Origin of the sequence: Mitsuaria sp. RG (genome assembly GCF_028369275.1) — a bacterium.
In the GTDB taxonomy this organism is placed as follows: domain Bacteria; phylum Pseudomonadota; class Gammaproteobacteria; order Pseudomonadales; family Pseudomonadaceae; genus Aquipseudomonas; species Aquipseudomonas peradeniyensis.
Map to the genome: position 1 here is coordinate 1 of NZ_JAQMYQ010000047.1, position 26,784 is coordinate 26,784.

A 26,784-nucleotide genomic window follows, 5' to 3' on the forward strand; every position below is an offset into this window, starting at 1 on the left:
CCCCCCCCCCCCCCCCCCCCCCCCCCCCCCCCCCCCCCCCCCCCCCCCCCCCGCTGCTCCAGTCAAATCAAAGAATTATGTTTTGTGCCATGAGAGCGGCCTTGTGCCGCGAATGGGGCGCGCAGCGGCCCCAGGGTTCGGTGTTGACGCTGCATTCGTCGGGGCTGCTGCGCAGCCCATTCGCGGCACAAGGCCGCTCCTACAAGGAGTATGCAAGTCCTTGTGGGAGCGGCGTGAGGCTAAAGCTGATCGATCAGGCCGTACCGATCTCCCCGCCATCGTTACGCTGGATCACCACCGTCGAAGCCCGTGGCCGCACCGAGGTGCCGGTCGGCGTGACATCGGTGGCCTTGTCGGTGGTCGGCCAGTTGTCCGGGTGCTGGATGTTGACGAACATCGTCTTGTTGTCCGGGGTGAAGGCGATGCCCGTCACCTCGCAACCGTTCGGCCCGACGAAGAAGCGGCGCAGGGCCGCCTGGTTGGTGGCGTTGACCGGGATCTGCTTGCCGTTGGCGTCCACAAGGTCGGTGGGGATCACCGCCAGCAGCTGGTCGTTGGTGTAGCTGGTCAGGGTAGCCTCGCCGTTGTCGGTCTCGAACCACAGCACGCCGCGGCTATCGAAGCTCATGCCGTCGGGGCTGGCGAACTGGTTCAGTTCGGTCAGGCCCGAGCGGTTGATGTCCGGGGCGCCGGCGGCGTTGGCGCCGAACACGAAGATGTCCCAGGTGAAGGTCTTGTGGTCGTCGCTGTCGTGCCAACGGATGATGTGGCCATGGCGGTTCGGGCCGCGCGGGTTGGCCGCGTCGACCTTGGCGGCGGTGCGCGCGCTGTTGTTGGTCAGGGTCAGGTAGACGTCGCCGTTGAGCGGGTTGACGGCGGTCCACTCCGGGCGGTCCATGGGCGTGGCGCCCACGGCGTCGGCGGCGCCACGGGTGTTGAGGATGATGCCTGGCAAATCGGTGAACAGCGCGCCGAGGGTGCTGCCGCCGGTGGTCGGGGTGGCGACGTCGAGCAGCAGCCAGGCGCCGGTGCCGTTGGCGTCGAAGCGGGCCACGTAGAGCTTGCCCTTGTCCAGGTACTTGGCGCCGGTGGCCAGGCGGTCGGCCGGGTTGGCGTCAGCCGGGTCCCATAGCGCGTCGGAGACGAACTTGTACAGGTACTCGTTGTTGGAATCGTCGCCGGTGTACCAGACCAGCGGCTTGCCGGCCACCGGCAGGCCCGGGCAGCAGCCTTCGTGGCGGAAACGGCCCAGAGCGGTGCGTTTCACTGCCAGGGTGTTGCTGGTGTACGGGTCGATCTCGACGATGTAGCCGTAGGTGCTGGCTTCGTTGCGGAAGTCGTCGGTGGCGCTGGCGCCGGTGGGGGTGATGTCGAAGCGGGCGAACTCGCCGGCCACTTCGCTGGCGTCACCGGCCGCGGTTTCCCATTTGTACTGGCCGCTGCTGGTGGCGACGCCGATACGCACCTGGTTGGCCGGGCGCGTGCCCTTGTTGACGAAGATGCCGGGCCAGTTCTCTTCGCAGGTCAGGTAGGTGCCCCACGGGGTGTAGCCGTTGCCGCAGTTGTTGTTGGTGCCGCGGCACTGGGTGCCGGTGGGCGAGAACTTGGTCTTGACGTGGTCGGTGCCGCGCAGGGGGCCGGCAATGTCCATCAGCGAGACGGTGGTGAAGCGGCGGTTGAGCGGGTCGTTGTCGACCACCTGCCAGCGCCCGGCGACCTTGCTGATACGCACCACGCCCGCGCCATGGGCGTTGATCTCCTTGCGCACCTCCTCGACCGGGCGCTTGCCGGCGACGGTGGTAGGGCCGGCCGGGTGCAGGGCGGCGGTGTCGATGTACTCGAAGTTGATCGCCAGCAGGCCATCGCTGGAGCTGCCGTTGATGGGGAAGAAGTGCATGCCGTCATGGTGCATGCCCATGGCGTTGGCCTGGTCGGTGGAGGTGTTGCTGCCGTCGGCCTTCCATGGGTTGGCGGTGGCGTTCAGCGGCGTGCCCCAGGGCGCCAGCACATAGGCGCTGTAGCCGGCGGCGACCACGCAGGCATCGGTGCGCGAGCCTGGGATTGAATTGAAGCCCAGCTTGAGTTTCGGTTTCTCCGGCTGGGGCGCCGGATCGTCGTTGTCGGAACCGCCGCCGCCGTCGAAGCAACCGGTCAGGCCGGTGCCGGCGATCATGGCGATGGCGGCGCCGAGGCTGCCGCGCACCACGGCGCGACGGCTCAGGTAGGTGTCCATGACACTGGCCATCGGCAGGTTGCCGCTCAGGTTCCGGTCCAGGTTATCGCCGGTATCTCGACTCATCAGGGTGTCCTTTTATTAGCTGAGTTGAAGGAAACCGCGACTGTAGACGGCAAGTATGTCGATTGATTGGCAGAAATGTTAAAGGGCGTTTAAAACGCGCTGCTATTACTAAAGGCCTAATCAAGTCTGTTTTGGAATTAGCAGCGGATTTCTGCCATCAAACTGTCACGCCAACGCCGCAATATCCGGAGCCCAACGTGAACAGGGATGGCGGAGTCGATGGCAAGCAGTGTGGGCAGGCGCGAGGTGATCGGGTGGATGGGCGTCGGTGCGCTGGCGCCGTTGCTCGGCGCCTGTTCCGCGCTACCGGGGCCGCGTGGCGGCAGCGACCGGGCGCTGGACCTGCTGTATGTGGCCGACACCCTCGATGCCCGCCAGCCGGGCCAGGCCGTGGTGCCGGCCACCCGCCTGGGGCCGGTGAGCCACCTGGGCCGCGCGCCGTGGATGAGTGGGCCCAATGCCAGTGCCGGGCAGCCGGAACTGGCGCCGTTGCTCGACGCCGGCCTCAGCGGGCAAGCCCGTACCGGTGGTTACGCGGTACTCGCGGCGTTGCTCGAGCAATTGCGCGTCGAAGCCGGCAGCGAGCAGTGCCTGACCCTGGAGAACGGCCAGTGCTGGAACGGCAGCGGCCTGGCCTACCTCACCCAGGGCGAGAGCGGCGTGCAGGGCAGCCAGTTGCTCGGCAGCGAGGTGCGGGTCAGCAGCGACGAGCGGGTGCTGTGGCCGCAGCGCAGCGCCGGGCTCTATCGCCAGTCTTCCTCTATTACCCTCGGCGCCGGCCTTGCCGACACCCAGGCCAAGGCGCTGGGCGTCGAAGGCGTCAAGGTGTTCCAGCGCGGCGGCGTGCGCATTGCGGTGGTGGGTGTCACCGACCCTTACGCCCAGGACCAGAAAGCCTCGCTGAAACAGTGGTACCAGTCGCTGCAACCAAGCTTCCAGCAGGCCCGGCGCGAGGCCGACCTGGTGGTGGCGCTGGCGGATGTCGGTACCGGCCCCGGACTGTGGCTGGCCGAGCGGGTGCCGGAAGTGGATGTGCTGCTGTGCGCCCGCGGCCAGGACCTGTGGCCCGCGCCGGTACTGGCGAGCCAGGCCAGTGGCCGGCGGGTGCCGGTGCTGTTCGCCGGCTGCCGGGCCAGCGGCGCGTTTCGCCTGCGGTGCCGCCAGGCCGGTGGCCAGTGGCAGTTCGAGGCGCGGTTCTTCCCGGCCTTCGAGCACAGCCTCGGGCCGCAAGCCCAGGCCCGCGCCAGCCAGCTGCGCGGCGAGCTGCAACGCCAGCGCAGCGGCCATGCCGCCTGGCTCGACCAGCCCCTGGCCCGTGCCCCCGAGGCGCTGTGGCGCCGCGATACCCGTGGCGGCAGCTGGGACCGATTGCTGCACCAGGCCCTGGCCGACGATTCGAGCATGCCGGTGCTGCTGCCCGGCCTGCGTTACGACTACCCGCTGCAAGCGGGCGAGCCGATTACCCGCGAACACCTGATCAGCCTCACCGGCGGCTACCCCGCGCCGGTAGTCGAAGCCCCGGCGCGTCAGGTCGAACAGGTGCTGGAGAACGCCGCCGAGCAACTGTTCGGCGACCCGCTGCTGCTGGACAACAGCCAGGACCTGCCGCGTTGGCAAAGCCAGGGCTGGCAGGTGAGCTACAGCCCCAACGGCAAGCGCATCATCGGCCTGCAACCGGTCGAGGGCCTGTGCCGCACCTTCGGCCTGCACTTCGACGCCCAGGCCGGTGTACCGCTGTGGCAGACCCTGGAAGCCTGGCTGACCCGGCAGACGCCGGGCTGGGCGCTGGCAACACTGCAATTGCCGGCGGTGCGCTACGTCCAGGGCCATCCGGGCTGGCACCCGCACCAGGTGGCGGCGTGACTTCGCGCCTGGCCACCTTCGCCTTGCTGAGCCTGGCCGGCTGGCTGGCGGCGCAATGCGTGCTGCTGCTCAGCCGCCAGCCGCTGCCGGCCAGCGCACCGGTTCAGGCGGATGTCGCGCTGCCGGGCCTGCTGGTGGAGCACTGGCAAGCCCCCGTCGATGACGGAAGTATTCCCATCACCCGCCTGCCCCTGGCTTACCTGGGCGGGCTCAAGGCCCAGCCGCTATCGGCCAGCGTGGTGGTGCTGCGCCACGGCCAGCAGGTGCGCACCCTCGGCCGTGGCCAGCGCCTGGCGCCGGGCATCGTGCTGCAGGACATCGACGTCGATGGCCTGATCTTCGACAACAACGGCCGGCGCGAGCGCCTGCCCTGGCCGCCACGCCCCGCCGTGACCGGCTTCAAGCGCCAAGGATGAATGATGATCGCAAGGTACTGTCTGGCCGGGCTGCTGATGCTCGGCATGTCCCTGGCCCGGGCCGAAGAGCCGGAAGTGTTCGCCGACGACGGCACGCCGCTGTACGAGGTCAATTTCGTCGACACCGAGCTCGGTGAGTTCATCAACAGTGTGTCACGCATCACCGGCACCACCTTCATCGTCGACCCGCGGGTGCAGGGCAAGGTCACCGTGCGCACGGTCGATCGGCATGACGCCGACGCCATCTACGATATCTTCCTGGCCCAGCTGCGGGCCCAGGGCTTCGCCGCCGTGGACCTGCCCAATGGCAGCGTGAAAATCGTCCCCGACCAGGCCGCGCGCCTGGAGCCGGTGCCGGTGGAGAGCGCCGGCAAGAAGTCCGAGGGCAGCGATGGCGTCGCCACCCGCGTGTTCAACGTACGCAACGCCGCCAGTGAGCAGATGCTCGGCATCCTCAAGCCGCTGATCGACCCACGGGTCGGCGTGATCACGCCGTACCCGGCCGCCAACCTGCTGGTGGTCACCGACTGGCGCAGCAACCTGGAGCGCATCGACAGCCTGCTGCGCCAGCTCGACCAGGTCAGCGACGAGCCGTTGCAGGTCATCCCGCTCAAGCACGCCAGCGCCGCCGACACCGCGGGCCTGGTGACCCGCCTGCTGGCCCGCGAGCAGGGCGGCGATGCCGCCCAGGTGGTCGCCGATCCGCGCAGCAACGCCTTGCTGGTACGCGGCAGCGCCGACAGCCGCGAGCGGGTGCGGGCCTTGCTGGCCCAGCTCGACCGGCCCGGCGACAACCTGCGCAGCAGCAATACCCAGGTCATGTACCTGCGCCATGCCAACGCCGCCGAGGTGGTCAAGGTGTTGCGCGGCCTGAGCCAGGCCGGCGCGGTACCGGCCGCCGAAGGCGAGGGCAAGGACGCGGCGCCGGTGCCGGCGGCCAGCGATTCGGGGATCCGCCTGGAATACGAGGAGGGCACCAACGCCGTGGTCATGGTCGGCCCGGACAGCGAGCTGGCCGCCTTCCGCAGCATCGTCGAGCAGCTGGACATCCGCCGGGCGCAGGTGGTGGTCGAGGCGATCATCGCCGAGGTGTCCGACAGCAGCGCCCAGGAGCTGGGCGTGCAGTGGTTGTTCGCCGACGAGAAGTTCGGCGCCGGCATCGTCAACTTCGGCGGCAACGGGGTGAACATCGCCAGCATCGCCGGGGCTGCCAGCAGCGGCGACAACGAAAAACTCGGCAAGCTGCTGTCGGCCACCACCGGCGCCACCGCCGGCATCGGCCATATCGGCGGCGGCTTCAACTTCGCCATGCTGGTCAACGCGCTCAAGGGCAAGAGCGGCTTCAACCTGCTGTCCACGCCGACCCTGCTGACCCTGGACAACGCCGAGGCGTCGATCCTGGTCGGCCAGGAAGTGCCGTTCGTCACCGGTTCCGTCACCCAGAACAACGCCAACCCCTACCAGACCATCGAGCGCAAGGAGGTGGGGGTGAAGCTGCGCATCAAGCCGCAGGTCAATGTCGACAACAGCGTGCGCCTGGACATCGTCCAGGAGGTGTCGTCGATCGCCGACTCCAGCGCCGCCAGCGACGTGATCACCAACAAGCGCGAGATCAAGACCAAGGTGATGGTCGAGGACAACGGCCTGGTGATCCTCGGGGGGTTGATCAGCGACGAGCTCTCCACCAGCAACCAGCGCGTGCCGCTGCTCGGCGACATTCCCTACCTGGGCCGGCTGTTCCGCTCCGACGCCAGCAAGAACACCAAGCAGAACCTGATGGTGTTCATCCGCCCGCGCATCCTGCGCGACGGCGAGAGCCTGGCCGGGCTGAGCCAGCAGAAGTACCAGAGCCTGCAACAGAACACCCCGCTCAAGCTGCCGGCTCTGGCCGAAGGCCTGCCGCTGCTGCAGGTGTTTCCCTCCAGCCGGGCACGCCTCGAAGGCGGTGACTGGTGATGCTGCCCTATCGCCTGGCGCGCCAGAGCGGCGTGGCCATGGCGCCGACCGAAGGCGGCTGGCAGCTGTGGCTGCGCAGCGACGCCGACAGCGACCAGTTGCAGGAGCTGCTGCGCGTGCATGGCCAGCCGGTGGGCGTCGAGCACCTCGACAGCGCGAACTTCGACGAGCGGCTCGGCCAGCTCTACCAGGCCGGCGAGGCGGCGAACGAGGCCTTGATCGAAGGCATCGGCGAGCAGGTCGACCTGGACAGCCTGATGAGCGAGATGCCGCGCATCGAGGACCTGTTGGAAAGCGATGACGAAGCCCCGGTGATCCGCCTGATCAACGGCCTGTTCGGCCAGGCCCTGCGCCTGCGCGCCTCGGACATCCATATCGAGACCTTCGAGCAGAGCCTGGTGGTGCGCCTGCGCGTCGACGGCCACCTGCGCGAAGTGCTGCGCCCGCCCCGGGCGCTGTCGGCGATGCTGGTGTCGCGGATCAAGGTCATGGCCCGGCTGGACATCGCCGAGAAGCGCCAGCCCCAGGACGGCCGCATCACCCTGCGCGCGGCCGGGCGCGAGGTGGATGTGCGGGTCTCGACCCTGCCCGGGATCCATGGCGAGCGGGTGGTGATGCGCGTGCTCGACAAGCAGGCCAGCCTGCTGGCGCTGGACAACCTGGGCATGCCCGCCGCCGTGCTGCGCGGCTTGCGCTCATGCCTGGCGCGGTCCAACGGCATCGTGCTGTCCACCGGCCCGACCGGCTCGGGCAAGACCACCACGCTGTACGCCAGCCTCAACAGTCTGAACGACGGCAGCCGCAACATCCTCACCGTCGAGGATCCGGTCGAGTACGCCATCGCCGGCATCGGCCAGACCGCCATCAACCCCCGCGCCGGGCTGACCTTCGCCAGCGGCCTGCGCGCAATCCTGCGCCAGGACCCGGACGTGATCATGCTCGGCGAAATCCGCGACCAGGAAACCGCGCAGATTGCCGTGCAGGCCAGCCTCACCGGTCACCTGGTGCTGTCCACCCTGCACACCAACAGCGCCGTGGGCGCGGTGACCCGCCTGCGCGACATGGGCATCGAACCCTTCCTGATCGCCTCGTGCCTGCGCGGCGTGCTGGCCCAGCGCCTGGTGCGGCGGCTGTGTGCCTGCGCGGTGGCTCATCCACTGCAAACTGCCGAGCGCGAGCTGTGGCCGGAACTGGGCAGCCTGCGCGAGAGCTATCACCCGGTTGGCTGCGAGCATTGCCAGGGCAGTGGCTATGTCGGTCGGCTGGGGCTGTACGAGTTCATCGAACTGGATGCCGGGCTGATCGCGATGCTCTACGACGGCGAGAGCGAGCTGGCCATGCAGGCCTACCTGGATGGCCGTCGGCAGAGCTTGGTAGCTGAGGCCCGCGACTGCCTGGCCCGTGGCGAGACCAGCCTGGCCGAAGTGCTGCGCGTGGTGCAGGGCTGAGCATGCCGACCTATCGCTATCAGGCCGTGGACATGAACGGCAAGGCGCACAAGGCCAGCGTGCAGGCCGACAGCGAGCGGCATGCGCGCCAGTTGCTGCGCGAGCAGGGTTTGTTCGCCCGGCAGTTGCAGCGCCAGGACAGCGCGCAGCCCCGTCGCCAACGCCTGACCCGCGCCCAGCTGTGCGAGCTGACCCGGCAGCTGGCGACCTTGGTCGGTGCCGGCATTCCACTGGTCGATGCCCTGGCCACCCTGGAGCGGCAGCTGCGCCAGCCGGCCCTGCATGCGGTGCTGGTGACCCTGCGTGGTTCCCTCGCCGAAGGCCTGGGACTGGCCCGCAGTCTGGCTCGCCAGGGCGCGCCGTTCACCGGGCTTTACTGCGCGCTGGTCGAGGCCGGCGAGCGCTCCGGGCGCCTGGGCCAGGTGCTGGCGCGCCTGGCCGATCACCTGGAGCAGGTCCAGCGCCAGCGTCACAAGGCCCGCACTGCGCTGATCTACCCGGCGGTGCTGATGGGCGTGTCGCTGGCGGTGGTGGTCGGCCTGATGACCTTCGTGGTGCCCAAGCTCACCGAGCAGTTCGCCCATTCCGGGCAGAGCCTGCCGTTGATTACCTCGCTGCTGATCGGCATCAGCCAGGGGCTGGTCCATGCCGGGCCGTACCTGCTGGCGCTGGCGATCGGCCTGACCGTGGCTGGCGGCTGGCTGCTGCGCAAGCCGCACTGGCGCCTGCGTCGCGACGACCTGCTGCTGCGCCTGCCGCGTGTCGGCGCGCTGCTGCAGGTGCTGGAAAGCGCGCGCCTGGCGCGCAGCCTGGCGATTCTCTCCGGCAGTGGCGTGGCCCTGCTCGAAGCCCTGCAGGTGGCCACCGAGACGGTCGGCAACCTGCGTATTCGTGCCGCCATGGAGCAGGTCCGCCAGCAGGTGCAGGGTGGTACCAGCCTGCACCGCGCGCTGGACGGCGCCGGCCAGTTTCCGCCGCTGCTGGTGAACATGGTTGGCAGCGGCGAGGCCAGCGGCACCCTGGCCGACATGCTCGAGCGGGTGGCCGATGACCAGGAACGTGGCTTCGCCCGCCAGGTAGACACCGCCATGGCGCTGTTCGAACCTCTGATGATTCTGGTGATGGGCGCGGTGGTGCTGTTCATCGTGCTGGCGGTGCTGCTGCCGATCATGCAGCTCAACCAGGGATTGCAACTGTGACAAGGAGACCTTTCATGCAACAACGACGCAACCGCCAAGGTGGCTTCACGCTGATGGAAATCATGGTGGTGATCTTCATCATCGGCCTGCTGATCGCCGTGGTCGCGCCCAGCGTGCTGGGCAACCAGGACAAGGCTATGAAGCAGAAGGTCATGGCCGACCTTGCGACCCTGGAGCAGGCGCTGGACATGTACCGCCTGGACAACCTGCGTTTCCCCAGCAACGAGCAGGGCCTGGCGGCGCTGGCGAAGAAACCGACCCAGGAACCGCTGCCGCGCAGCTGGCGTAGCGACGGCTATATCCGTCGCCTGCCGGAGGATCCGTGGGGCACGCCGTACCAGTACCGCATGCCCGGTGAGCATGGCCGGGTCGATGTCTATTCGCTGGGGGCCGACGGCGTGCCGGGCGGCGAAGGGCTCGATGCCGACCTGGGCAATTGGGCGCTCTGAAATGCCTGCCCGAAATGAGCGCAACTGCGTGGGAGCGGGCTTGCCCCGCGATGGCAATGTTGGCCATGCCACCGCCATCGCGGGGCAAGCCCGCTCCCACGCTGTCGCGATCCAACAGCGCGGCTTCAGCCTGCTCGAACTGCTGGTGGTGCTGGCCATCGCCGCGCTGATGACCAGCCTTGCGGTGGCCTGGCTCGACAGCGGAAGGAGCAGCGTCGACCAGACCCTCGACCGCCTGGCCGCCGCCACCGTGGCCCAGGCCGACCTGGCACGTCATGCCGGGCAACTGCGGGGGATTCGCTGGAACGGCCAGCGACCTGAGTTCGTGCGCCGCCAAGGTGATCAATGGCAGGTGGAAACCGTGGCCTTGGGCGATTGGCCCAAGGGCCTGCGCCCGGACTGGCCGGCCAGCCAGACGCCCGCGCTGCTGTTCACCCCCGATGGCTGGGCTCGCCCGGGCACCGTGCGCTGGCGCTGGGCCGAGGGCGGCCGGCGCTGGGACTGGGACCGCAGTGGCCAGTTGCGCGTGAGCGTGATGCCATGAAACGCGGGCAACGGGGGTTCACCTTGCTCGAAGTGAGCGTGGCCCTGGGCATCGCCGCGGTCCTGGCGGTGATCACCAGTCAGGTCCTGCGCCAGCGCCTGGCTGTGCAGGACACCGTGCAGCAGCATCGCCTGGGCCTGCTGTGCGCCCGCGAGCTGCAGGCACGTTTCGCGGTCGAGCAGTACTGGCCGGTGGCCAACCAGGACAGCGGCGTGCTGGTCGAGGGCGGGCAGGCCTGCCATTGGCAGCTGCAGCTGCGCCGTACCGGCGTACGCGACCTGCGCCGTGGTGAGTTGCTGCTGCATGCCGACCGCGACCAGCGCCTGCCGCTTGGGCAGTACACCGTGTTCCTGGAGCGACCATGAAGCGGCGCCAGGCGGGCATGACCCTGATCGAGCTGCTGGTGGCCCTGGCTCTCACCGCCTTGCTCGGGGTGATGCTGTCGGCGCTGGTCAACGGTTGGCTGAAGGTGCGCGAGCGGCTCGACGAACAGGTACGCGAAACCGGCTTGCTGGATTTCTGCCTGGCCCTGGAGCGGCGCTTCGACAGCCCGGTGTTGCGCCGTGTGTATGAACAGCGCCTGCCGCTGGCGCCGCGCTGGCTCGACTGGCAACCCGACCGCCAGCAGTTGCTGTGGGTGGCCGCCGCAGCCTGGCCCCAGGCCGAGGGCGGCTCGCGTCTGCAACGCCAGCGCCTGCGTTTCGAGCCCCGCGAACAACGCCTGCTGCTGGAAACCTCGGCCGACCTGTATGCCGCCGCGGCCCCGCAGTGGGTGATGCGCGAACGGCTGGAGCGGGTCAGCGCGATGAACATCCTCTACCACCAGTCCGGCCGCTGGCTGGCCTGGCCTTCCGAACAACCGGCGCACCCCGGGCGGGGTGTGCGCGTGGAGCTAGTGCGTGATGGAGCACCGTTTACCTGCACCTTCGTTCTGCCCTGGGGGCGCTCATGAAGCTTGAATGGCGCCGCCGGGCGCCGGCACAACCCTGGCTGCTGCTGCGCCCAGGCGAGGTCTGGGAGTGGCTGCTGGTAATCCAGGGACGCCCCGTGCGCGAGGGACTGGGGGAACCACCGCCAGGGCTCGAGGCGCGCGTCGCCCTGATCGTCCCCGGCGAGCATTGCAGCCACTTCCAGCTGGCCGCGCCACCCGGGCTCAAGCGCGAAGAGTGGCCGTTGCTGGTCGAGGACCGCTTGCTGCAAGGCGTCGATGAGGTGCTGTGTGCCTGTATCGGGCGTCACGCGGGGCAGGTGCAATTGCTGGTGGTGGCGCGGGCGAGGCTGGACGAATGGCGTGCTCAGTGCGCCACTTGGGCATTGCCGGTGGAGCGTTGCTGGGCTGAGTTCCAGCTGCTGCCCGACAGCGTGGGCGCGGCGGGTTGGCATTGGCGACGAGGGACGACGAGCCTGTACAAAAGCCAGGCGCGTTGGTTGGCCTGGCCACAGGCGCTCGGCCTGCCGCCGGCGTTGGACGGGCTGGCCGATGACGCCGAATGCATCGAGGCCCCATGGCCAGAGGTGCTGGCGCCGCTCGATGGCCTGCCGGGAGTGTTCGAGGCGCGACGTGCCCGCTCACGCCCGCGTTTGCAGGGCGGGCAATCGCGCCTGGCCGTCGCCTGCCTGGCGCTTGCCTTGGCATGGGGCGGGCTGTGGTGCGCGCAACAGTGGCGACAGGCCCAGGTCTATCGCGCCCAGGTGCTGGCGGTGACCGGTCCCCAGGCGACACCACGCCAGGCGGCGGTGGCGCTCAAGCGCCTGTGGGACGACGCCGGTGAAAGCCAGGTGCGCCTGCGTCTGCTCGACGCGGTGCAGGCGCAGGTCCATGCCTGGTTGAGCGATCACCCTGGCTGGCAGGTGCGGGCGGTGCGGTACGACGGCCAGCGCTGGCACCTGGAGCTGGAAGGCGAGGGCGACGTCGCGCCCTGGCACGACATGGCCACGGCGATCGGCGTGCAGGTCCAGGTGGAAGACGAGGCGCGTCGCGTGGTGTTCGACCTGGGGAGCGCAGCATGAACCGCGAATGGTTGCAGCAGCATCGGTTATCGCTGGCCTGGGGCGCCGTCGCGCTGTTGGTTGTGCTGCTGGCGCTGCGCGAGGGTAACGCCTACTGGCGCGAACAGGCGCAGTGGCGGGCGCTGGCCGAATCGCTGACGGCGCCAGCACAGCAACCCGCATTGACCCTGGAAGAGTTGCACCAGTCGGCCCAGGCGCGACGCATCGAGCTGGCCGAGGTGCAGCCCGAGGACGAAGGTTGGCTGGCGCGTGGCAAGGTGGCCGATGCCCAGGTGCTGCAAGGCTGGTTGCAGGCCCTGCGCGATGATGGCGCGCAGCCTTTGCAGTGGGGGCTGGAGCGAGACACCGAGGGGCTGCGCTTTACCGTGCGGCTGCGGCCATGAACCGGCGGGCTGGGCTGTGGGTGGCCCTGGTGTTCTGCCTGACACTGTTGACCGAGCTGCCGGCACGCTGGCTGGTCGCGGGGGTTGGGCTACCGGCCGAGGGCGTGAGCGGCAGCCTGTGGCAAGGGCAGGCCGTTCGGCTGGGTGCGGCAGGCCCGGTGCAATGGACGTGGCGACCGTGGCAGCGCGACCTGCAGGTGCGGTTGGGTTTTCAAGGCCAGGGTTGGCAAGGGCGCCTGAGCGGCTGGCCGTGGCGTTGGCAGGCCGGGCTGCAGGCAGTGGGCTCGCAGCCCAGCGCTGCCCTGGGATACCGCCTGACTGGGCAGTGGCAAGGGGGCATCAGCCTGCAAGGCTCGGGGCAGCGTTGCCTGGCCGCTGAAGGGCGGATCACGGTGGCCGATCTGGCCTTGAGCGCCCCGTGGTCCCTGGGATTGGGGCAGGGGACGCTGGAAATGGACTGCCGCCAGGGCTGGCGGCTGGCTGCGGGGCTGGTTCGCCAAGGTCAGCACCAGCTTGGCCTGGAGGCCGACCTGGTGGCACGGCGGGCGCAGCTCGACTTCGCAATGTCGGCTGACGCCGGCCTGACACCGGTGCTGCGCGGCCTGCAATGGTTGGGGCCGCAAGACCGTGTCGGGCAGCGCCGGCTGAGCTGGTAGCTCAGAGGTTCAGGGACCACTGCGCGACCCAGAAGCCTTGCTCCAGCGCCTTGCGTGGTCGATCGCTGGCATACAGCCCGCGCTGGTAGTCCAGGCGCAGCTGGCTGTGCGGCAGGCTCAGTTCGACGCCTGCCGAGGCACCGACCAGGCGCTGCGATGGGCTGGTGCGTGCGTAGCGGGCCCAGCCCAGGTCCAGGCCTGCGGTGGGGCGCACCTGTACCGGCAGCGGCAGTGGCTGGCTGAAGGTATTGCGCCAGGCGCCGGCACTGGCGCCGGAGACGTTGTGCTGGCGGAAACCACGCACGGCCGAATGGTCGCTGAGTGACATCTGTTCGACGGCAGGCAGCACATGGGTGCTGTATTGCAGCGCCAGTTCGCTCTGCCAGCGCCACGGCCATTGGGCGGGGCCCTGGCGCAGGTGCAGCAGGTTGGCGCGGTACTTGGTGAAATCCGGTCGTGGCGCCTGCTTGTGGGCGAATGGGCGGTCGGCGCCGAGCCAGTGCATGCCCTGGCTCAGCCCCAGGTAGGCGTTCCACAGCCCGCCTTCGAGCCACAGCAGGTTGAGCCCGGCCTCGACGGTGGCCAGGGTCGGGCTCTGCAGGGCCAGCACGGCGGGGCCGAAACGGTTGACCAGTTGCTTGCGGTCGAGCCGGGCGCTGGCGCTGAGCATGCCCTGGTGATTGCGCCACAGCACGCGTTCGGCGCCGAGGCCGAAGAACTCGCTGCGGCCGTTGCTGGCATAACGAGTGTTCGGGATCGGCGCGCGGTAGCGCATGCGGCTGACGTTGAGGGTGAAGGTCCAGCGGCCATGGGGCAGGCTGTAGTACAGGCTGGTCCCTTTGCTTTGCCCGGGCGCGCCGAACACCACCGAGCTAAGCGACAGGCGCAGGTCGTCGTTCAGCCCCAGCGGGCTGTCCAGGCCAAGGCCCAGGTTGAGGCGGTGGCGGCCGGTGAGCTCACCGCCGCGGTTGTCGAGGAGGGCATCCAGATGCACGGGCGAGGCGGCCCGTCGTGGTTCGATCATGACACGGGTGCCACCGCGCAACTCACCTGGCAGCAGGGCCATCTCCAGGTCATAGGCGCGCAGCCGGTTGAGCTGGTCCAGACCCTGTTCGAGGTCCGGCAGATACAGCGGCTGGCCAAGCTGGCCGGGGAACGCGCCGTGCAGCGAGAGTGGCAGGTCGGCGCCAGCGAGCTCGATCGACTCGATGAAGCCTTCGACAATGACGATGTCCAGTGGCGCGCCGTGCTCGGGCGGGCTGGCCACATAGGGGCGGCTGGTGGGGTAGCCGGCCTCGACGTAGTGCTGGGTCAGGTGCTTGAGCAATCGGTCGATATCGGCGACGCCCATGCATGAGGAAGACACTGCGCGCACGCTCGATTCCAGCTGCCGGGTATCGAGTGTGCGGTTGCCAGCCAGGCGCACGCCGCTGATTGCCCAGCAGTGCTGATCGGGCGCAGTGAAGGTTGAGTCGGTGGCCTCCAGGGCGGTGGAGGCCTGGGGACGTTGCCAGCGATCGAGGCGCTGTTGCTGTTCCAACTGCCGCAGCTTCTGCTGCTCGTTGCGCAGTTGCTGACTGGCCGGATCGGCCTGGGCCAGGGGCATTGCCAGTGCGAGGCAGGCGAGCAGCAGGTGAATGATGCGTCGTGTTCCGACGGTTGAGTGGAGTCTTTGTCTGGTCATTGGCATCTGGTCTGGTCACGGAGCCGTTGTGCAGGAATCGGAGTTCGCAGGTAGTCCGCGTGCCCTGTGGGAGATCGCCCAGCCCTTGGGATACGCTGTCGCGCAAGGAACTGTTATCTCTGTGGGAGCGGGTTTACCCGCGAACACCGGCGGAGCCGGTGCCAGGCACCGCGTTGGATTCTTCGCGGGTAAACCCGCTCCCACAGGATCAAGCTAAATCAATGGGTTATGCGTTTTTCCATAGGGGCTGGCTCAGTGCCTGCGACCCTCCTCGATCTTCGAGACGTACTCGACGCTGCGGTCATGCCCGCTGGTGCGGACCAGACCGAGATCGAGTGGCTTGTCACCGTTGTCGGCACCGTCATTGCCCGTGACCTTGTCCTTGATGAACGAGAACAGGGTGCCTGCCAGGTCGACGGGCGAGAACGAGGCATCGACCTTCACCTTTCGCTCATGGTCACGACCGTTCAAGGTCTTGCGCGAAACGCTACTTTCGCCAAGCTCGACCTGGCCTTCGCTGGCGCGCAGCGTGGCGCCGACCAGGCGGGTTTCGCCGCCGACTTCCAGGTCGATGCCGTGCGTTGCGGACAGCGTGGTCTGCTGGTTGACGGTGTCGTTCTTGCGCTGGGCGTACTCGGCCTTGAGGGACGGTGTGAACTTCGCGGTGATCTTGCTCCAGAGCGCACCAGCAATTTCCCCGAGGTTGCCGCTTGCGAGCGTCTCCAATGGGCTGCTCGACTCGTCAGTGCCTTGCGTGGATGCCTTCTGGGTCAGGCTGGCGTCGATGTCGAGGACCAGGCTGTCGACCTGATCCTGGCGGCTGGCGACCAGCAGGTCACCGCCGACCTTGCCTTCGATCCGCTTGGCCTGCACCTGAGCACCTTCGACGCGGGTATCGCCCTGGCTGCGCAGGTCTACCAGGTCGGCGCGCAGGTTGCTGTCGTGCCAGGTGGTGTTGTTGCGCTTGTCCAGCTTCAGGTCGACCTGGCCATTGATGCCGCCCAGATCCAGGGCCGCCAATTTGAGGCCGCCGCCGACTGTGACGGCGAGATTGTCGTGATGCTCGGTGTTCCTGGCCGCCTCGATCAGCAGGCCACCATTCTGGGCATCCAGGCCAATCCGCTCGGCACTGGTCTGCAGCCCTTGCACCTGCAAGGCGACATCTTCGCGGGCAAGGCTGGTGAGCTGCACCGCGCCCTTGCCGGTGAACTGCGCGCCAACAGCCATGCTGGCCTGTTCGTTGACCCAGCCAAAGGTGCCGTGGCCACCCAGGGCACCACCGGTGGCGCTACCTGTGACATCCAGGCCGCCACCCCAGGTCTTGCCCTCGCTTTTGCGGGTGTCGTGGGCAGCGGTCACTTTCAGCACGCCGTCGCTGTGCAAGCGGATATCGCCTTCACGGCTGTCGATACGGGTGCCTTGCAGGTGCATGTCGCCTGTGCTGGACAGCTCGATCGTGCCCTTGCCGTCGATCTGCGCCACCCTTGCCTTTTCGGTGTGTTGCGTGAGTGTGCTGTGCTTGAGGTTGCCGTCCAGCCCGCCGTTGGGGCCGAGCAGACCGGTACCACCTTTGGCTGCCAGACCGGCCTCGAATTTGGTGCTGCTGCTGGAGGTGTGATCCTGGGCTGCGGCAAGGGTCAGGTCGCCGCTGCTTTCCAGGCTGACCGCACCCTCTTCACTGGCGATGTAGGTGCCTTGGTAGTGGCCTGCGCGTTCAAGCTGCACCTCGATGCCGCTCTTGCCACGCAGGCTGCCGACACGGGCGAGCGATGCTTCCTCTTTTTGTGTCAGGTTGGAGCCTTTGCCTTCGAGCCTGGCGTTGATGTCCGTGGCCAGGGTGGTGTCCACCCGCAGGCTGCCGCCCCCGGTGATGTACTTGACCTCACGGGTCTTGCGGTCGTTGGCGGCCAGTGCCTGGTGCTCTCCGGCCTCGATTCGCAGGCTGCCGGTCCTGGCGTTGTAGTCGGTGCCCTCGTCCTTGATGTGGTCGGCCTTGACCCGGACATCGGCGCCGTTGAAGGTGCTGACCTGCGCGGTACTGTCGATGTCTTTCTGCAGGCGGGTCTGGTGCCCGATGGCCAGTTCGGCGCCGGTCTTGGGCAGGGCCAGTTTGTCGATCACCGTAGAGGGACGTGCACTTTCGGCTTGCTTGCCGGTGAACAGCCGTTCGATAGGGCGGGTGATGCGCTGGTAGTCGGTGCTGATGCCGAGGCTACCGTCCCATTGGTTCAGGCTGGTTTCGGTTTCCCGGATATTGGCGACCGCGCGGTTGTCGATACGCTCGGCGTTTACGTGCAACGTACGGCTCGCTTGCACATTCGCCGCCTCGGTGGTCAGTTGCCGGGTATCAAGTCGCAAGTCGCCGCTGGCCTGCAGGGTGCTGCGGCGCACGTTGTTTTCACGTTCGATCAGGCCGGCTGGGCCACGATAGGCATCGATGCCCAGGCCCAGGCGGTCCATGCCGCCGGTGACGGCCAGCGCGGCGCCGGTACGGGTGTCGATGGTTTGTCGGGCCACGCTGTCGTGGGCTGCGGCGAGTTCGATTTCGCTGGCCGAAACCTCAAGGTTGCCGGCGTTCGCCTTTACCTCGGAGCCACTCACAGTCAGTTTCTGTCCACTGCGCACGGTTACGGCGGCGCCACTGATGTTGCTGGCGACCTGGCGTGTGGCCGAGGTCTGCTCGTCGCTGTGCAGGGCTTCGTAACCCACGCTCGCGGTGTACTGGCCCGAGCCTGGCTGGCCATCCTGCCCGGCCCTGGCAGTGAAATTGCGCTTGCCGGTGGACCGCTCGGTACGGGCGTTTTCCTCGGCGCTTTCGATGGTCAAGTCACCGTTGGCGTCGAGCGCGATTGTCTTCTCGGCCTCGAGCCTGGCTGCGCGCAGTTGCAGGTCGCCGCCGGCACTGGCAACCAGGGTGTCGGCCTTGAGCGTGCTGGATTTTACTTTCTCGGAGTAGGACTTGCTGTCGATGCCCGTATTGTTCAGGTAGACGCGATGGTTGAGCCGCTCATCGACCTGCTCGCTGTCCACGCCGGCATCAATGGTCATCGTGCCGCCACTGCGCAGCTTTAGCCCGTTATCTGCATTCAACTGCACGGCGGTCAGGTGCAGGTCGCTGCCAGCTTGCAGGTTGATGCTGTCTTCGGCGCGCAGCCGACTGCCCAGTTGCTCGCGGCGGGTCGTTTTGGTATTGCCGTCGAACGCTTCGGTAGTGATGAACGCCCACTCTTTCTTCCAGCTGGTAGGATCGTCCAGCACCTTCTCCCGGGTGACGGTGTCCAGGGTCAGTTTCTTGCCGGCATTGACCTCGATCTGCCTGGCCTTGCCCTGGGTGGCGGTGAGCCGCAGGTCGCCGGCGGCGTTCAGGTCGAGCTTGCCGGTATTGCTGGTGAGGCTGGCCTGGCGCCTGTCGCTGCCGTGCACATGCAGGTCTCCGGCGGAGTGGATGATCAGGTCACGGTCCGCCAGCAGGCTGGCGTCACCGACCTGCACACCGGCGCCTTCGGCAGTGCTGACGATACGGATGCGACCGCCTTGCATGGCGCCGAGTAGCTTGGCATCGATGGAGGCACTGGCGGCGGGCAGGTGCTCGAGCACTTCGCGGTTGCCGGCATCGATCCGGTTACGACCAACGGTCAGGTTCAACTGGCCCTGGGCCAGGAGTGGCCCCTTGCTGTCAATGCGTGGGGCGATCAGGTCGAGGGCGCCCCTGGCGTTGCTCTGGCCGCCTCCCAGTACCTGCAGGGTGGCGCTGGCTTCGCGGCTGTCGAGGTGCTTGAGCTGGCCGTCCTGGATGTCGACATTGCCGACCAGGAAGCCGGCGCGGGTGGTGTTGATGAAGCTGCCACCGTTAAGCGTGATGCCATTGGGGTTGGCGAGCAGGTAGTCGGCCTTCTGGCCGAAGATTTCCTGCGCGCCTTCGATCCGCGAGGCGTTCTGGCTGACCACCTCGTTGAGGATGGTCGAGGCGGCCTGGCCCTGGAACTGCGGGTTGGCGCCCAATTGACCGGCCAGTTGCGATTGCCCGGCCTGCAGGGCGTTGTTCAGTACCAGCCCTTGCTTGCCAACGTTGTAGTCGAGGAACTGGTTGTGCGACAGGCCGCCGGCATTGGGCGCGACGATGTCGATCACCGGCACGCCGTGGCCATTGTCGATGATCGGCGTGCCACCCGGGCCGGGCGTCGGCGTCAGGGCGCCCTGCGCCTCGACCTGGGTGCTGCCCAGCAGGGCGAGAAAGACGGCCCAGCGTAGGGTGTCAGGCCTGGTCTTGGGTGTAGGGATTTGCATGGGAACCTCGCAAGTGATGTATGAAACAGAGAAATCATTTGCGGGAATTTTAAGAATGCCGGTGATGGCATTTGTATGGCTCAAAGCCATCGCCTTGTGGGAAGGAAGGCTATTGTGTGCGTAGGAAAAGTGAGCGGTTATGCGTCGAAAGGGAATATCGGCGGTGAAAGACAAAGGCCTGCCCCGCGAGAGCGGGGCAGGCCTTTGTTGTAATCGAAAGCTGTCGAGGGTGGTTCAGGGCCGGATTTCAATCAGCGTGCCGTCCTTGACCATGCTCCATACCTCACGCATGTCGTCGTTGCGCATGGCGATGCAGCCCTCGGTCCAGTCGAGGGTGTGGAAGTACCACTCTGGGTACTCCTCGTTGATCGGCGTGCCATGGATCATGATCATGCTGCCGGCGGCCACGCCTTCGTTGCGGGCCTTGGCGGCATCGGTGATGTTCGGGTAGGAGATGTGCATGGCCAGGTTGTAGCGGTCGCTGACCTTGCGCCAGTCCAGCCAGTACAGGCCTTCGGGAGTCTTCTTGTCGCCCTCGCGCTCTTTGGCACCCTTGGGCTGCTTGCCCAGGGAGATGCGGTAGGTCTTGAGCGGCTCGCCACGGCTGATCAATTGCAGGCGGCGTTCGGACTTGATCACCAGCACCTTGTCGATCAGCCGTTCCTGCTGGACGCCGCCAGCGGCGGGCTGGACCGGCGACGGCACGGCCGACGGCGTCTTGCGGATGATGGTCTCGGTGAAGGCAGCTTGCGACACCGAGGCGAAACTGAGGCAGAAGAGGGCAAGCAGCCAGCGCATGAAACCGTATCCCTGAAGACTTAAGTGGTGGGCGACGAAACGTTCATCGGCGGCAGGTATTCATGGCCTATCGGGTAGTGCTGCCTGATGCGGTCGCGATAATAGCATTCTAGTGTGCGTGTGACGGTGCGGAAAGCCAGCTCGCCCCAGGGGATCTCGTGCTCCTCGAACAGGCGCACCTCCAGGCTCTCGACCCCCACGGCAAAGTCCAGGTCGGCCAGTTCGGCGCGGAAGAACACATGCACCTGATTGATGTGCGGCAGGTCGAACAGCTGGTACAGGCTCATCTCGGCGACCCGGGCGCAGGCTTCCTCGACGGTTTCGCGACGGGCGGCGGCATCCAGGGTCTCGCCGTTCTCCATGAACCCGGCGGGCAGGGTCCAGAAGCCCCGGCGCGGCTCGATGGCGCGGCGGCACAGCAGCACCTGGGAGCCCCAGGTGGGCAACACCCCGGCGACGATGTTGGGGTTCTGGTAGTGGATGGTCTGGCAATGGTCGCAGACATACCGCAGGCGGCTGTCGCCTTCGGGTATCCGCTGGGTGACCGGTTGGCCGCACGCGCTGCAGAATTTCATGCTTACATTCATTCCAATGGGGTCGGACTATCTTGGCGCGCCCGGCCCGCCCACCGCAAGCGGCCTGCGGGCGGGGCTTGGGTGCCTCGCGGCTTTGGTGCATCATGCACGGCAGGCCTTGGACACGAGAGTGCGTAATGCTGGACGAGCTTCTTCGCCGAATGAGCAACCATACCCCCGCGTCACTGGAGACGGATCGTCGTTTCCCCGAAGCGGCGGTGCTGCTGCCCATTACCCGCAGCGAAGAGCCGGAGCTGGTACTGACCCTGCGCGCCAAGGGCCTGTCGACCCACGGCGGCGAAGTTGCCTTCCCTGGCGGGCGGCGCGATCCGGAAGACCCCGACCTGGTGTTCACCGCCCTGCGCGAGGCCGAGGAAGAAATCGGCCTGCCGCCGGGGCTGGTCGAGGTGATCGGGCCGCTCAGCCCGGTAATTTCGCTGCACGGCCTGAAGGTGACACCGTTCGTCGGTTTGATCCCCGACTATGTCGAGTACCGCGCCAACGACGCCGAAATTGCCGCGGTGTTCACCGTGCCGCTGGCGTTCTTCCGCCAGGATCCTCGCGAGCACACCCACCGCATCGATTACCAGGGGCGCAGCTGGTACGTGCCCAGCTACCGTTACGGCGACTACAAGATCTGGGGGCTGTCGGCGATCATGATCGTCGAGCTGGTCAACCTGCTGTTCGATGCCGGCATCAGCCTGCACCACCCACCCGAGCGTTTCATCAAGAACTGAGTGGGGCACACCCCGCCGGCTTCAAACCGTGAGGAGCGATACATGAAATTCCGCCTGGGCGACCTGCGGGTCGATACCCATCCTGAGAGCTGGACCGCGCCCAACGCCACGCTGATCGGCAAGGTGCGCCTGCAGGCCCGCGCCAGCGTGTGGTTCGGCGCGGTGCTGCGCGGCGACAACGAGCTGATCGACATCGGCGAGGACAGCAATGTCCAGGACGGCACGGTGATGCATACCGACATGGGTTCGCCGCTGAACATCGGCAAGGGCGTGACCATCGGCCATAACGCCATGCTGCATGGCTGCAACGTGGGCGACTACAGCCTGATCGGCATCAACGCGGTGATCCTCAACGGGGCGCGTATCGGCAGGCACTGCATCATCGGCGCCAACGCGCTGATCCCGGAAGGCAAGGAAATTCCCGACGGTTCGCTGGTGATGGGCTCGCCGGGCAAGGTGGTGCGTGAACTCACCGAGCAGCAGAAGCGCATGCTCGAGGCCAGCGCCGCGCACTACGTGCACAATGCCCAGCGCTATGCGCGCGAGCTGGTGATCGATGAAGACTGACGAACGGCCCGTGGCCTCGCCCTGCGTCAGCATCTGCGCGCTGGACGAGCAGGACATCTGCACTGGGTGCCAGCGCACGGTGGACGAGATCACCCGCTGGGGGCGGATGGACAACGAGCAGCGCCGGGAGGTGCTGAAGAAGTGCCACGAGCGGGCGCTGGCGGCCGGGCTGATCATCGGATCGTAGAATCTGCGCGGGCATCTTCGCGGGTAAACCCGCTCCCACAGGGATCGCACCCCTCCTGTGGGAGCGGGTTTACCCGCGAAGAGTCTGGCGTTGACTTTAAATTCAAGTACTCTGTGCGGCTGGCCCACCGAACACACAGACCATGTTCTATCTCATCGCCTACATCAGCAGCGTGGTGCTGATCAACTACGCCTTTTCCAGCGCGCCGCACCTGGACGTGATCTGGTCCGCCTGGGGCGGGCTGGTGTTCATCCTGCGCGACATGGTGCAGACCCGCTACGGCCACGGCGCGCTGCTGGCCATGCTGGTGGCGCTGGTGCTGTCCTACGCGACATCGGAGCCGGCCATCGCCCTGGCCAGCGCCACCGCGTTCTTCGTCTCCGAGCTGATCGACTGGCTGGTGTTCAGCGTCACCCGCCGGCCCCTGCGCGACCGCCTGTGGCTGAGTTCGGCGCTGAGCATCCCGGTGGACACCTTCATCTTCTTCGGCATGATCGGTGCGTTGACCCCGGCGGTGATCGGCACGGCGCTGGCCTCGAAATTTGCCGGGGTGACGGCGGTGTGGTTGATCATGGCCTGGCGGGCACGGCGCGCGGCGCTGGCCGGCTGATCATCGTCGCGGCTATCGCGGGGCAAGCCCGCTCCCACGGAATCTTGTAGAATAGCGGTCCATTTTTCAGCGGGCGGCAGCCAGCGTGGCGCGGCCCCGGACGCCTTCGAGGACCTGAAATGACCCGTATCGGAACCCCATTGTCGCCCACCGCGACCCGTGTACTGCTGTGCGGCTGCGGCGAGCTGGGCAAGGAAGTGGTGATCGAGCTGCAGCGCCTGGGTGTCGAGGTGATTGCCGTGGACCGTTACGCCAATGCGCCGGCCATGCAGGTCGCGCACCGCAGCCACGTGATCAACATGCTCGACGGCGTCGCCCTGCGTGCGGTGATCGAGGCCGAGAAGCCGCACTACATCGTGCCCGAGATCGAGGCCATCGCCACCGCCACGCTGGTCGAGCTGGAAAGCGAAGGCTTCAACGTGGTGCCCACCGCTCGTGCCACCCAGCTGACCATGAACCGCGAAGGCATCCGCCGCCTGGCGGCCGAAGAGCTCGACCTGCCGACTTCACCGTACCACTTCGCCGACACCTACGAGGACTACGCCAAGGCCGTGGCCGACCTGGGCTACCCGTGCGTGGTCAAGCCGGTGATGAGTTCCTCGGGCAAGGGCCAGAGCCTGCTGCGCGGCGACGATGACCTGCGCAAGGCCTGGGACTATGCCCAGGAAGGCGGGCGCGCCGGCAAGGGCCGGGTGATCATCGAGGGCTTCATCGACTTCGAGTACGAGATCACCCTGCTGACTGTGCGCCATGTGGGCGGCACCACCTTCCTCGCGCCGGTCGGCCACCGTCAGGAGAAGGGCGACTACCAGGAGTCCTGGCAGCCCCAGGCCATGAGCCCCAAGGCGCTGGCCGAGTCGCAGCGCGTGGCCCAGGCAGTCACCGATGCGCTGGGCGGGCGTGGCCTGTTCGGCGTGGAGCTGTTCGTCAAGGGCGACCAGGTGTGGTTCAGCGAGGTCTCGCCGCGTCCGCACGACACCGGCCTTGTGACCCTGATTTCCCAGGATCTGTCGCAGTTCGCCTTGCATGCCCGGGCCATTCTCGGCCTGCCTATTCCGGTGGTGCGCCAGTTCGGCCCGTCGGCGTCGGCGGTGATCCTGCCGGAAGGCCAGTCGCAGCAGACCAGCTTCGCCAACCTCGGCGCGGCTTTGAGCGAGCCGGATACCGCCATTCGCTTGTTCGGCAAGCCAGAGATCAACGGTACACGGCGCATGGGGGTGTGCCTGGCGCGCGACGAGTCGGTCGAGGCCGCGCGAGCCAAGGCGACCCGTGCTTCGCAAGCCGTCAAGGTCGAGTTCTGATCTGAAACGATCGCGGGGCAAGCCCGCTCCCACGCCAGTATCAGTCTGGCGTGGGAGCGGGCTTGCCCCGCGATTGATTCAAAGCTCGGTATTACGTGTCTCTTTCAGGCACAACACGGCAATCAGACTGATCACCGCCGCCACCGACACATACCCCCCCACCCAGCTCAATCCCCCCATGCTCACCAGCTTCTGGGCAAAGAATGGTGCCGCCGAGGCGCCGACGATGCCGCCCAGGTTGTAGGCCGCCGAGGCGCCGGTGTAGCGCACATGGGTCGGGAACAGCTCGGGCAGCAGCGCGCCCATCGGCGCGAAGGTCACCCCCATCAGGAACAGCTCGATGGCCAGGAACAGCGCCACGCCGGTGGTCGAACCCGAGGTCAGCAGCGGTTCCATGGTGAAGCCCGAGGCGATCGCCAGCAGGCCGCCGACCACCAGCACCGGCTTGCGCCCGTAACGGTCGCTGAGCCAGGCCGACAGGGGCGTGGCCAGGGCCATGAACACCACCGCGAAGCACAGCAGGCCGAGGAAGGTCTCGCGGCTGTAGCCCAGGGTGGTCACGCCATAGCTGAGCGAGAACACCGTGGAGATGTAGAACAGCGCGTAGCACACCACCATGGCCGCGGCGCCCAGCAGGGTCGGCAGCCAGTAGCGGGCGAACAGGTCGACCACCGGCATCTTCACCCGCTCATGACGGGCCACCGCCTTGGCGAACACCGGGCTTTCCTCCAGCTTCAGGCGCACGTACAGGCCGACCAGCACCAGCGCCGCGCTGAGCAGGAACGGAATGCGCCAGCCCCATTCGCGGAACTGCTCGTCGCTGAGCACCAGGGCCAGGGTGAGGAACAAGCCGTTGGCGGCGAGAAAGCCGATCGACGGGCCCAACTGCGGAAACATGCCGAACCAGGCACGCTTGCCCTGCGGGGCGTTCTCGGTGGCCAGCAGCGCCGCGCCGCCCCATTCGCCGCCCAGCCCCAGGCCCTGGCCGAAGCGCAGCAGGCAGAGAATGATCGGCGCCCAGACGCCGATGCTGTCATAGCCGGGCAGCACGCCGATCAGCGTGGTGGACACGCCCATCAGCAGCAGCGAGGCGACCAGCGTCGACTTGCGCCCGATACGGTCGCCGAAGTGGCCGAACAGCGCCGAGCCCAAGGGGCGGGCAAGGAAGGCGATGCCGAAGGTGAGGAAGGCCGCGAGCATCTGCGCGGTGCCGGAGCCGGACGGGAAGAACACCGGCCCGATCACCAGCGCGGCGGCGGTGGCGTAGACATAGAAATCGTAGAACTCGATGGCGGTGCCGATGAAGCTGGCAGTGGCCACCCGGGCCGGTGAATTGACCGGTGTTGCCGAGGCAGGTTCGGCGTAGGTGCTGCTGGTAGTCATGCGAAGGTCCCTGACAGTCATGCTCCATGGGGCACGGCCCATGTGACGGGCACACGGGAGCCGGAGCGTATTGTTGTTGGTCGCGCGACTGACGATAGCCCAGGGGATAGGCAGTGAGCGGTTGCTGTTCGGGGTGCTGAAGCAGGACCGCGGGGCGTGTCAGTGGTGCGGACTGGCCGTCGGACGCCGGGTGCGGGTAGCGGGCGAGACGGCAGGGCTGGGTAAGCGTGACCCGAGTATAGCTAGCGAGTCAGTGTCCAGACCAGTACCTTGCTTGCGCAATTATCCTCGGTTTCGAGGATTTCCAGCCGATATCTGCCAATTTTAAGGCATACAGCGCTTGCCGGGATGCTTTCCAAGGCCTCGGTGACCAGGCCGTTGAGGGTTTTCGGCCCGCCGTCGCAGGGCAGGTGCCAGCCCAGGGTGCGGTTGATCTCGCGCAGCGAGGCCGTGCCTTCGATGACGAAGCGGCCATCGGGCTGGGGATGGACATGAGGGTTGTCCAGGCTCTGCTCGTCCTCGAACTCGCCGACGATCTCCTCGAGGATGTCCTCCAGGGTGACGATGCCGAGCACCTCGCCGTATTCGTCCACCACCACGCCCATGCGCCGCTGCTGCTTGTGGAAGTTCAGCAGCTGCATCTGCAGCGGTGTGCTTTCGGGGACGAAGTAGGGTTCGTAGCAGGCTGCCTGAAGCTTCTCCGGGGTAAGTTCGGCCCGTGGCAGCAGGTGGCTGATCAGCTTGGTGTTGAGTACCGCTTCGACCTGGTTGATGTCGTTGTGATAGACCGGCAGGCGGGTGTGACGGCTGACGATCAGTTGCTCGATGATGCGCTCGATGGGGTCGTCGAGGTTGATGCCGTCGACTTCGTTGCGTGGTACCAGGATGTCGTTGACGGTGATCTTGTCCAGTGCCTGCAGGCCTTCCAGCAGGCCGTGGCGGGCGCTGTCGACCGGGCCGTCTTCGTCGAAGTCGTCGTCTGCCTGCGGGTGCAGGGCCACTGCAGTGGGCTGCACGCGGAACGGGCGCAGGATCAGCCTGGCGCAGCCATCGAGCAGGCAGCCCAGCGGCTGCAGCAGCGCCAGCGGCCATTTCAGCAGGTTGCCGCCCAGGCTCAGGAAGGCGTGCGGGTCGCGGCGGGCCAGGCGGCGCGGCAGGTAGTCGGCGAGCACCAGCAGGGTGAAGGTGGCACCAAGGCCGGCCAGCCAGAAACCGTGTTCACCGTCGTAGCGCTGGCCGATCAGGCAGGCCAGGCCCAGTACCAGCAGCTTGCCGAGGCTGGCGCCAAGCACCAGGCCCTGGGCGGGGAGGGGGGAATCGCCCTGGCCGTTGGCTTGCTGGCGGGCGCTGTCGACCGCGGTGAACAGCGCCGACCACAGCAGCGCCAGTGCGATGATGCCGAGCAGCGGGGCGTACGGCAGGGTGTCCATGG

General features: G+C 67.3%; 24 protein-coding genes. 17 read left to right on the plus strand and 7 right to left on the minus strand.

Translation table 11 applies throughout. From position 1 onward, the window contains the following. Positions 1 to 253 precede the first annotated feature (253 nt). A complete protein-coding gene (locus POF53_RS21385) occupies positions 254 to 2,299 on the minus strand; it encodes a PhoX family protein (protein ID WP_203650988.1) in 2,046 nt (681 codons plus the stop codon). Between the two features lie 219 nt (positions 2,300 to 2,518). Here POF53_RS21385 and POF53_RS21390 point away from each other — a divergent pair, with 219 nt between their 5' ends. The 12 genes from POF53_RS21390 to POF53_RS21445 are packed head-to-tail and all read left to right on the plus strand — an operon-like array spanning position 2,519 to position 13,223. Then, positions 2,519 to 4,162, plus strand: coding sequence for a bifunctional UDP-sugar hydrolase/5'-nucleotidase (locus tag POF53_RS21390; protein ID WP_232855936.1), 1,644 nt, complete (start codon positions 2,519 to 2,521; stop codon positions 4,160 to 4,162). Next, positions 4,159 to 4,578, plus strand: a complete 420-nt coding sequence (locus POF53_RS21395) for a pilus assembly protein PilZ (protein WP_203650992.1) — start codon at positions 4,159 to 4,161, stop codon at positions 4,576 to 4,578. Before POF53_RS21390 ends, POF53_RS21395 begins: the two co-directional genes overlap by 4 nt. A 3-nt stretch (positions 4,579 to 4,581) precedes the next feature. After that, positions 4,582 to 6,534 carry a type II secretion system secretin GspD gene (gene gspD, locus POF53_RS21400; RefSeq protein WP_203650996.1) on the plus strand — a complete coding sequence of 651 codons (1,953 nt, stop codon included), beginning with the start codon at positions 4,582 to 4,584 and terminating at the stop codon, positions 6,532 to 6,534. Further along, complete coding sequence (locus tag POF53_RS21405) at positions 6,534 to 7,982, plus strand: GspE/PulE family protein (RefSeq protein WP_498969331.1); 1,449 nt, start codon at positions 6,534 to 6,536, stop codon at positions 7,980 to 7,982. Before gspD ends, POF53_RS21405 begins: the two co-directional genes overlap by 1 nt. A gap of 2 nt (positions 7,983 to 7,984) precedes the next feature. Next, positions 7,985 to 9,181, plus strand: coding sequence for a type II secretion system inner membrane protein GspF (gene gspF, locus POF53_RS21410; protein ID WP_498969312.1), 1,197 nt, complete (start codon positions 7,985 to 7,987; stop codon positions 9,179 to 9,181). 14 nt (positions 9,182 to 9,195) lie between these two features. Then, a complete protein-coding gene (gene gspG / locus POF53_RS21415; protein ID WP_028691608.1) occupies positions 9,196 to 9,630 on the plus strand; it encodes a type II secretion system major pseudopilin GspG in 435 nt (144 codons plus the stop codon). Between the two features lies 1 nt (position 9,631). Continuing rightward, positions 9,632 to 10,174 carry a type II secretion system minor pseudopilin GspH gene (gspH, locus tag POF53_RS21420; RefSeq protein WP_232855934.1) on the plus strand — a complete coding sequence of 181 codons (543 nt, stop codon included), beginning with the start codon at positions 9,632 to 9,634 and terminating at the stop codon, positions 10,172 to 10,174. Beyond that, entirely contained in the window at positions 10,171 to 10,539 is a 369-nt protein-coding gene (locus tag POF53_RS21425; RefSeq protein ID WP_203651006.1) for a type II secretion system protein, read from the plus strand. The genes gspH and POF53_RS21425 overlap by 4 nt, the downstream gene beginning before the upstream one ends. Further along, a complete protein-coding gene (locus POF53_RS21430) occupies positions 10,536 to 11,126 on the plus strand; it encodes a prepilin-type N-terminal cleavage/methylation domain-containing protein (protein WP_232855933.1) in 591 nt (196 codons plus the stop codon). The genes POF53_RS21425 and POF53_RS21430 overlap by 4 nt, the downstream gene beginning before the upstream one ends. Further along, positions 11,123 to 12,184, plus strand: coding sequence for a GspL/Epsl periplasmic domain-containing protein (locus POF53_RS21435; RefSeq protein ID WP_232855932.1), 1,062 nt, complete (start codon positions 11,123 to 11,125; stop codon positions 12,182 to 12,184). Before POF53_RS21430 ends, POF53_RS21435 begins: the two co-directional genes overlap by 4 nt. Then, positions 12,181 to 12,567: a type II secretion system protein GspM gene (gene gspM, locus POF53_RS21440; protein ID WP_232855931.1), complete on the plus strand. Its 387-nt coding sequence runs from the start codon at positions 12,181 to 12,183 to the stop codon at positions 12,565 to 12,567. Before POF53_RS21435 ends, gspM begins: the two co-directional genes overlap by 4 nt. Then, a complete protein-coding gene (locus tag POF53_RS21445; protein WP_232855930.1) occupies positions 12,564 to 13,223 on the plus strand; it encodes a type II secretion system protein N in 660 nt (219 codons plus the stop codon). The genes gspM and POF53_RS21445 overlap by 4 nt, the downstream gene beginning before the upstream one ends. A 1-nt stretch (position 13,224) precedes the next feature. Here POF53_RS21445 and POF53_RS21450 read toward each other — a convergent pair whose 3' ends face one another. From POF53_RS21450 to POF53_RS21465, 4 genes are all read right to left on the minus strand, one after another. Further along, positions 13,225 to 14,829 carry a ShlB/FhaC/HecB family hemolysin secretion/activation protein gene (locus POF53_RS21450; protein ID WP_498969316.1) on the minus strand — a complete coding sequence of 535 codons (1,605 nt, stop codon included), beginning with the start codon at positions 14,827 to 14,829 and terminating at the stop codon, positions 13,225 to 13,227. 330 nt (positions 14,830 to 15,159) lie between these two features. After that, positions 15,160 to 19,194, minus strand: a complete 4,035-nt coding sequence (locus POF53_RS21455) for a hemagglutinin repeat-containing protein (protein WP_498969317.1) — start codon at positions 19,192 to 19,194, stop codon at positions 15,160 to 15,162. A 234-nt stretch (positions 19,195 to 19,428) separates the two neighbouring features. Next, positions 19,429 to 19,992: a L,D-transpeptidase family protein gene (locus POF53_RS21460; RefSeq protein WP_498969319.1), complete on the minus strand. Its 564-nt coding sequence runs from the start codon at positions 19,990 to 19,992 to the stop codon at positions 19,429 to 19,431. Positions 19,993 to 20,012: 20 nt separating this feature from the next. Then, positions 20,013 to 20,567 carry an NUDIX hydrolase gene (locus POF53_RS21465; protein WP_050704191.1) on the minus strand — a complete coding sequence of 185 codons (555 nt, stop codon included), beginning with the start codon at positions 20,565 to 20,567 and terminating at the stop codon, positions 20,013 to 20,015. Positions 20,568 to 20,704: 137 nt separating this feature from the next. Between POF53_RS21465 and POF53_RS21470 the strand changes: the two genes are divergently transcribed. The 5 genes from POF53_RS21470 to purT all read left to right on the plus strand — a co-directional run bounded on the left by POF53_RS21470 (position 20,705) and on the right by purT (position 23,969). Then, complete coding sequence (locus POF53_RS21470) at positions 20,705 to 21,304, plus strand: CoA pyrophosphatase (protein ID WP_203651018.1); 600 nt, start codon at positions 20,705 to 20,707, stop codon at positions 21,302 to 21,304. 42 nt (positions 21,305 to 21,346) lie between these two features. Next, entirely contained in the window at positions 21,347 to 21,871 is a 525-nt protein-coding gene (locus tag POF53_RS21475) for a gamma carbonic anhydrase family protein (protein ID WP_203651020.1), read from the plus strand. Further along, a complete protein-coding gene (locus POF53_RS21480) occupies positions 21,861 to 22,058 on the plus strand; it encodes a DUF1289 domain-containing protein (RefSeq protein ID WP_110738362.1) in 198 nt (65 codons plus the stop codon). Before POF53_RS21475 ends, POF53_RS21480 begins: the two co-directional genes overlap by 11 nt. Before the next feature lie 142 nt (positions 22,059 to 22,200). Further along, on the plus strand, positions 22,201 to 22,668 hold the full coding sequence (locus POF53_RS21485; protein ID WP_050704194.1) for a VUT family protein: 468 nt from the start codon (positions 22,201 to 22,203) through the stop codon (positions 22,666 to 22,668). A gap of 119 nt (positions 22,669 to 22,787) precedes the next feature. Next, a complete protein-coding gene (gene purT, locus POF53_RS21490; protein WP_232855927.1) occupies positions 22,788 to 23,969 on the plus strand; it encodes a formate-dependent phosphoribosylglycinamide formyltransferase in 1,182 nt (393 codons plus the stop codon). A gap of 78 nt (positions 23,970 to 24,047) precedes the next feature. Here the strand turns inward: purT and POF53_RS21495 are convergent, their stop codons facing one another. Both POF53_RS21495 and POF53_RS21500 read right to left on the minus strand, forming a co-directional pair. After that, positions 24,048 to 25,352, minus strand: coding sequence for an MFS transporter (locus POF53_RS21495; RefSeq protein ID WP_062574980.1), 1,305 nt, complete (start codon positions 25,350 to 25,352; stop codon positions 24,048 to 24,050). Positions 25,353 to 25,594: 242 nt separating this feature from the next. Beyond that, positions 25,595 to 26,782, minus strand: a complete 1,188-nt coding sequence (locus POF53_RS21500; RefSeq protein ID WP_203651022.1) for a transporter associated domain-containing protein — start codon at positions 26,780 to 26,782, stop codon at positions 25,595 to 25,597. Between the last annotated feature and the right edge of the window lie 2 nt (positions 26,783 to 26,784).

Bases quoted from the DNA above. Each gene is read 5' to 3' on its own strand.
- POF53_RS21405 (WP_498969331.1), top strand. From the start codon at position 6,534: ATGCTGCCCTATCGCCTGGCGCGCCAGAGCGGCGTGGCCATGGCGCCG.
- POF53_RS21450 (WP_498969316.1), bottom strand. From the start codon at position 14,829: ATGCCCCTGGCCCAGGCCGATCCGGCCAGTCAGCAACTGCGCAACGAG.
- POF53_RS21390 (WP_232855936.1), top strand. From the start codon at position 2,519: ATGGCAAGCAGTGTGGGCAGGCGCGAGGTGATCGGGTGGATGGGCGTC.
- POF53_RS21425 (WP_203651006.1), top strand. From the start codon at position 10,171: ATGAAACGCGGGCAACGGGGGTTCACCTTGCTCGAAGTGAGCGTGGCC.
- gspD (WP_203650996.1), top strand. From the start codon at position 4,582: ATGATCGCAAGGTACTGTCTGGCCGGGCTGCTGATGCTCGGCATGTCC.
- POF53_RS21485 (WP_050704194.1), top strand. From the start codon at position 22,201: ATGTTCTATCTCATCGCCTACATCAGCAGCGTGGTGCTGATCAACTAC.
- gspM (WP_232855931.1), top strand. From the start codon at position 12,181: ATGAACCGCGAATGGTTGCAGCAGCATCGGTTATCGCTGGCCTGGGGC.
- POF53_RS21455 (WP_498969317.1), bottom strand. From the start codon at position 19,194: ATGCAAATCCCTACACCCAAGACCAGGCCTGACACCCTACGCTGGGCC.
- gspG (WP_028691608.1), top strand. From the start codon at position 9,196: ATGCAACAACGACGCAACCGCCAAGGTGGCTTCACGCTGATGGAAATC.
- POF53_RS21465 (WP_050704191.1), bottom strand. From the start codon at position 20,567: ATGAAATTCTGCAGCGCGTGCGGCCAACCGGTCACCCAGCGGATACCC.
- POF53_RS21430 (WP_232855933.1), top strand. From the start codon at position 10,536: ATGAAGCGGCGCCAGGCGGGCATGACCCTGATCGAGCTGCTGGTGGCC.
- POF53_RS21495 (WP_062574980.1), bottom strand. From the start codon at position 25,352: ATGACTACCAGCAGCACCTACGCCGAACCTGCCTCGGCAACACCGGTC.
- gspF (WP_498969312.1), top strand. From the start codon at position 7,985: ATGCCGACCTATCGCTATCAGGCCGTGGACATGAACGGCAAGGCGCAC.
- purT (WP_232855927.1), top strand. From the start codon at position 22,788: ATGACCCGTATCGGAACCCCATTGTCGCCCACCGCGACCCGTGTACTG.
- POF53_RS21475 (WP_203651020.1), top strand. From the start codon at position 21,347: ATGAAATTCCGCCTGGGCGACCTGCGGGTCGATACCCATCCTGAGAGC.
- POF53_RS21385 (WP_203650988.1), bottom strand. From the start codon at position 2,299: ATGAGTCGAGATACCGGCGATAACCTGGACCGGAACCTGAGCGGCAAC.
- POF53_RS21470 (WP_203651018.1), top strand. From the start codon at position 20,705: ATGCTGGACGAGCTTCTTCGCCGAATGAGCAACCATACCCCCGCGTCA.
- POF53_RS21500 (WP_203651022.1), bottom strand. From the start codon at position 26,782: ATGGACACCCTGCCGTACGCCCCGCTGCTCGGCATCATCGCACTGGCG.
- POF53_RS21445 (WP_232855930.1), top strand. From the start codon at position 12,564: ATGAACCGGCGGGCTGGGCTGTGGGTGGCCCTGGTGTTCTGCCTGACA.
- POF53_RS21480 (WP_110738362.1), top strand. From the start codon at position 21,861: ATGAAGACTGACGAACGGCCCGTGGCCTCGCCCTGCGTCAGCATCTGC.
- gspH (WP_232855934.1), top strand. From the start codon at position 9,632: ATGCCTGCCCGAAATGAGCGCAACTGCGTGGGAGCGGGCTTGCCCCGC.
- POF53_RS21435 (WP_232855932.1), top strand. From the start codon at position 11,123: ATGAAGCTTGAATGGCGCCGCCGGGCGCCGGCACAACCCTGGCTGCTG.
- POF53_RS21460 (WP_498969319.1), bottom strand. From the start codon at position 19,992: ATGCGCTGGCTGCTTGCCCTCTTCTGCCTCAGTTTCGCCTCGGTGTCG.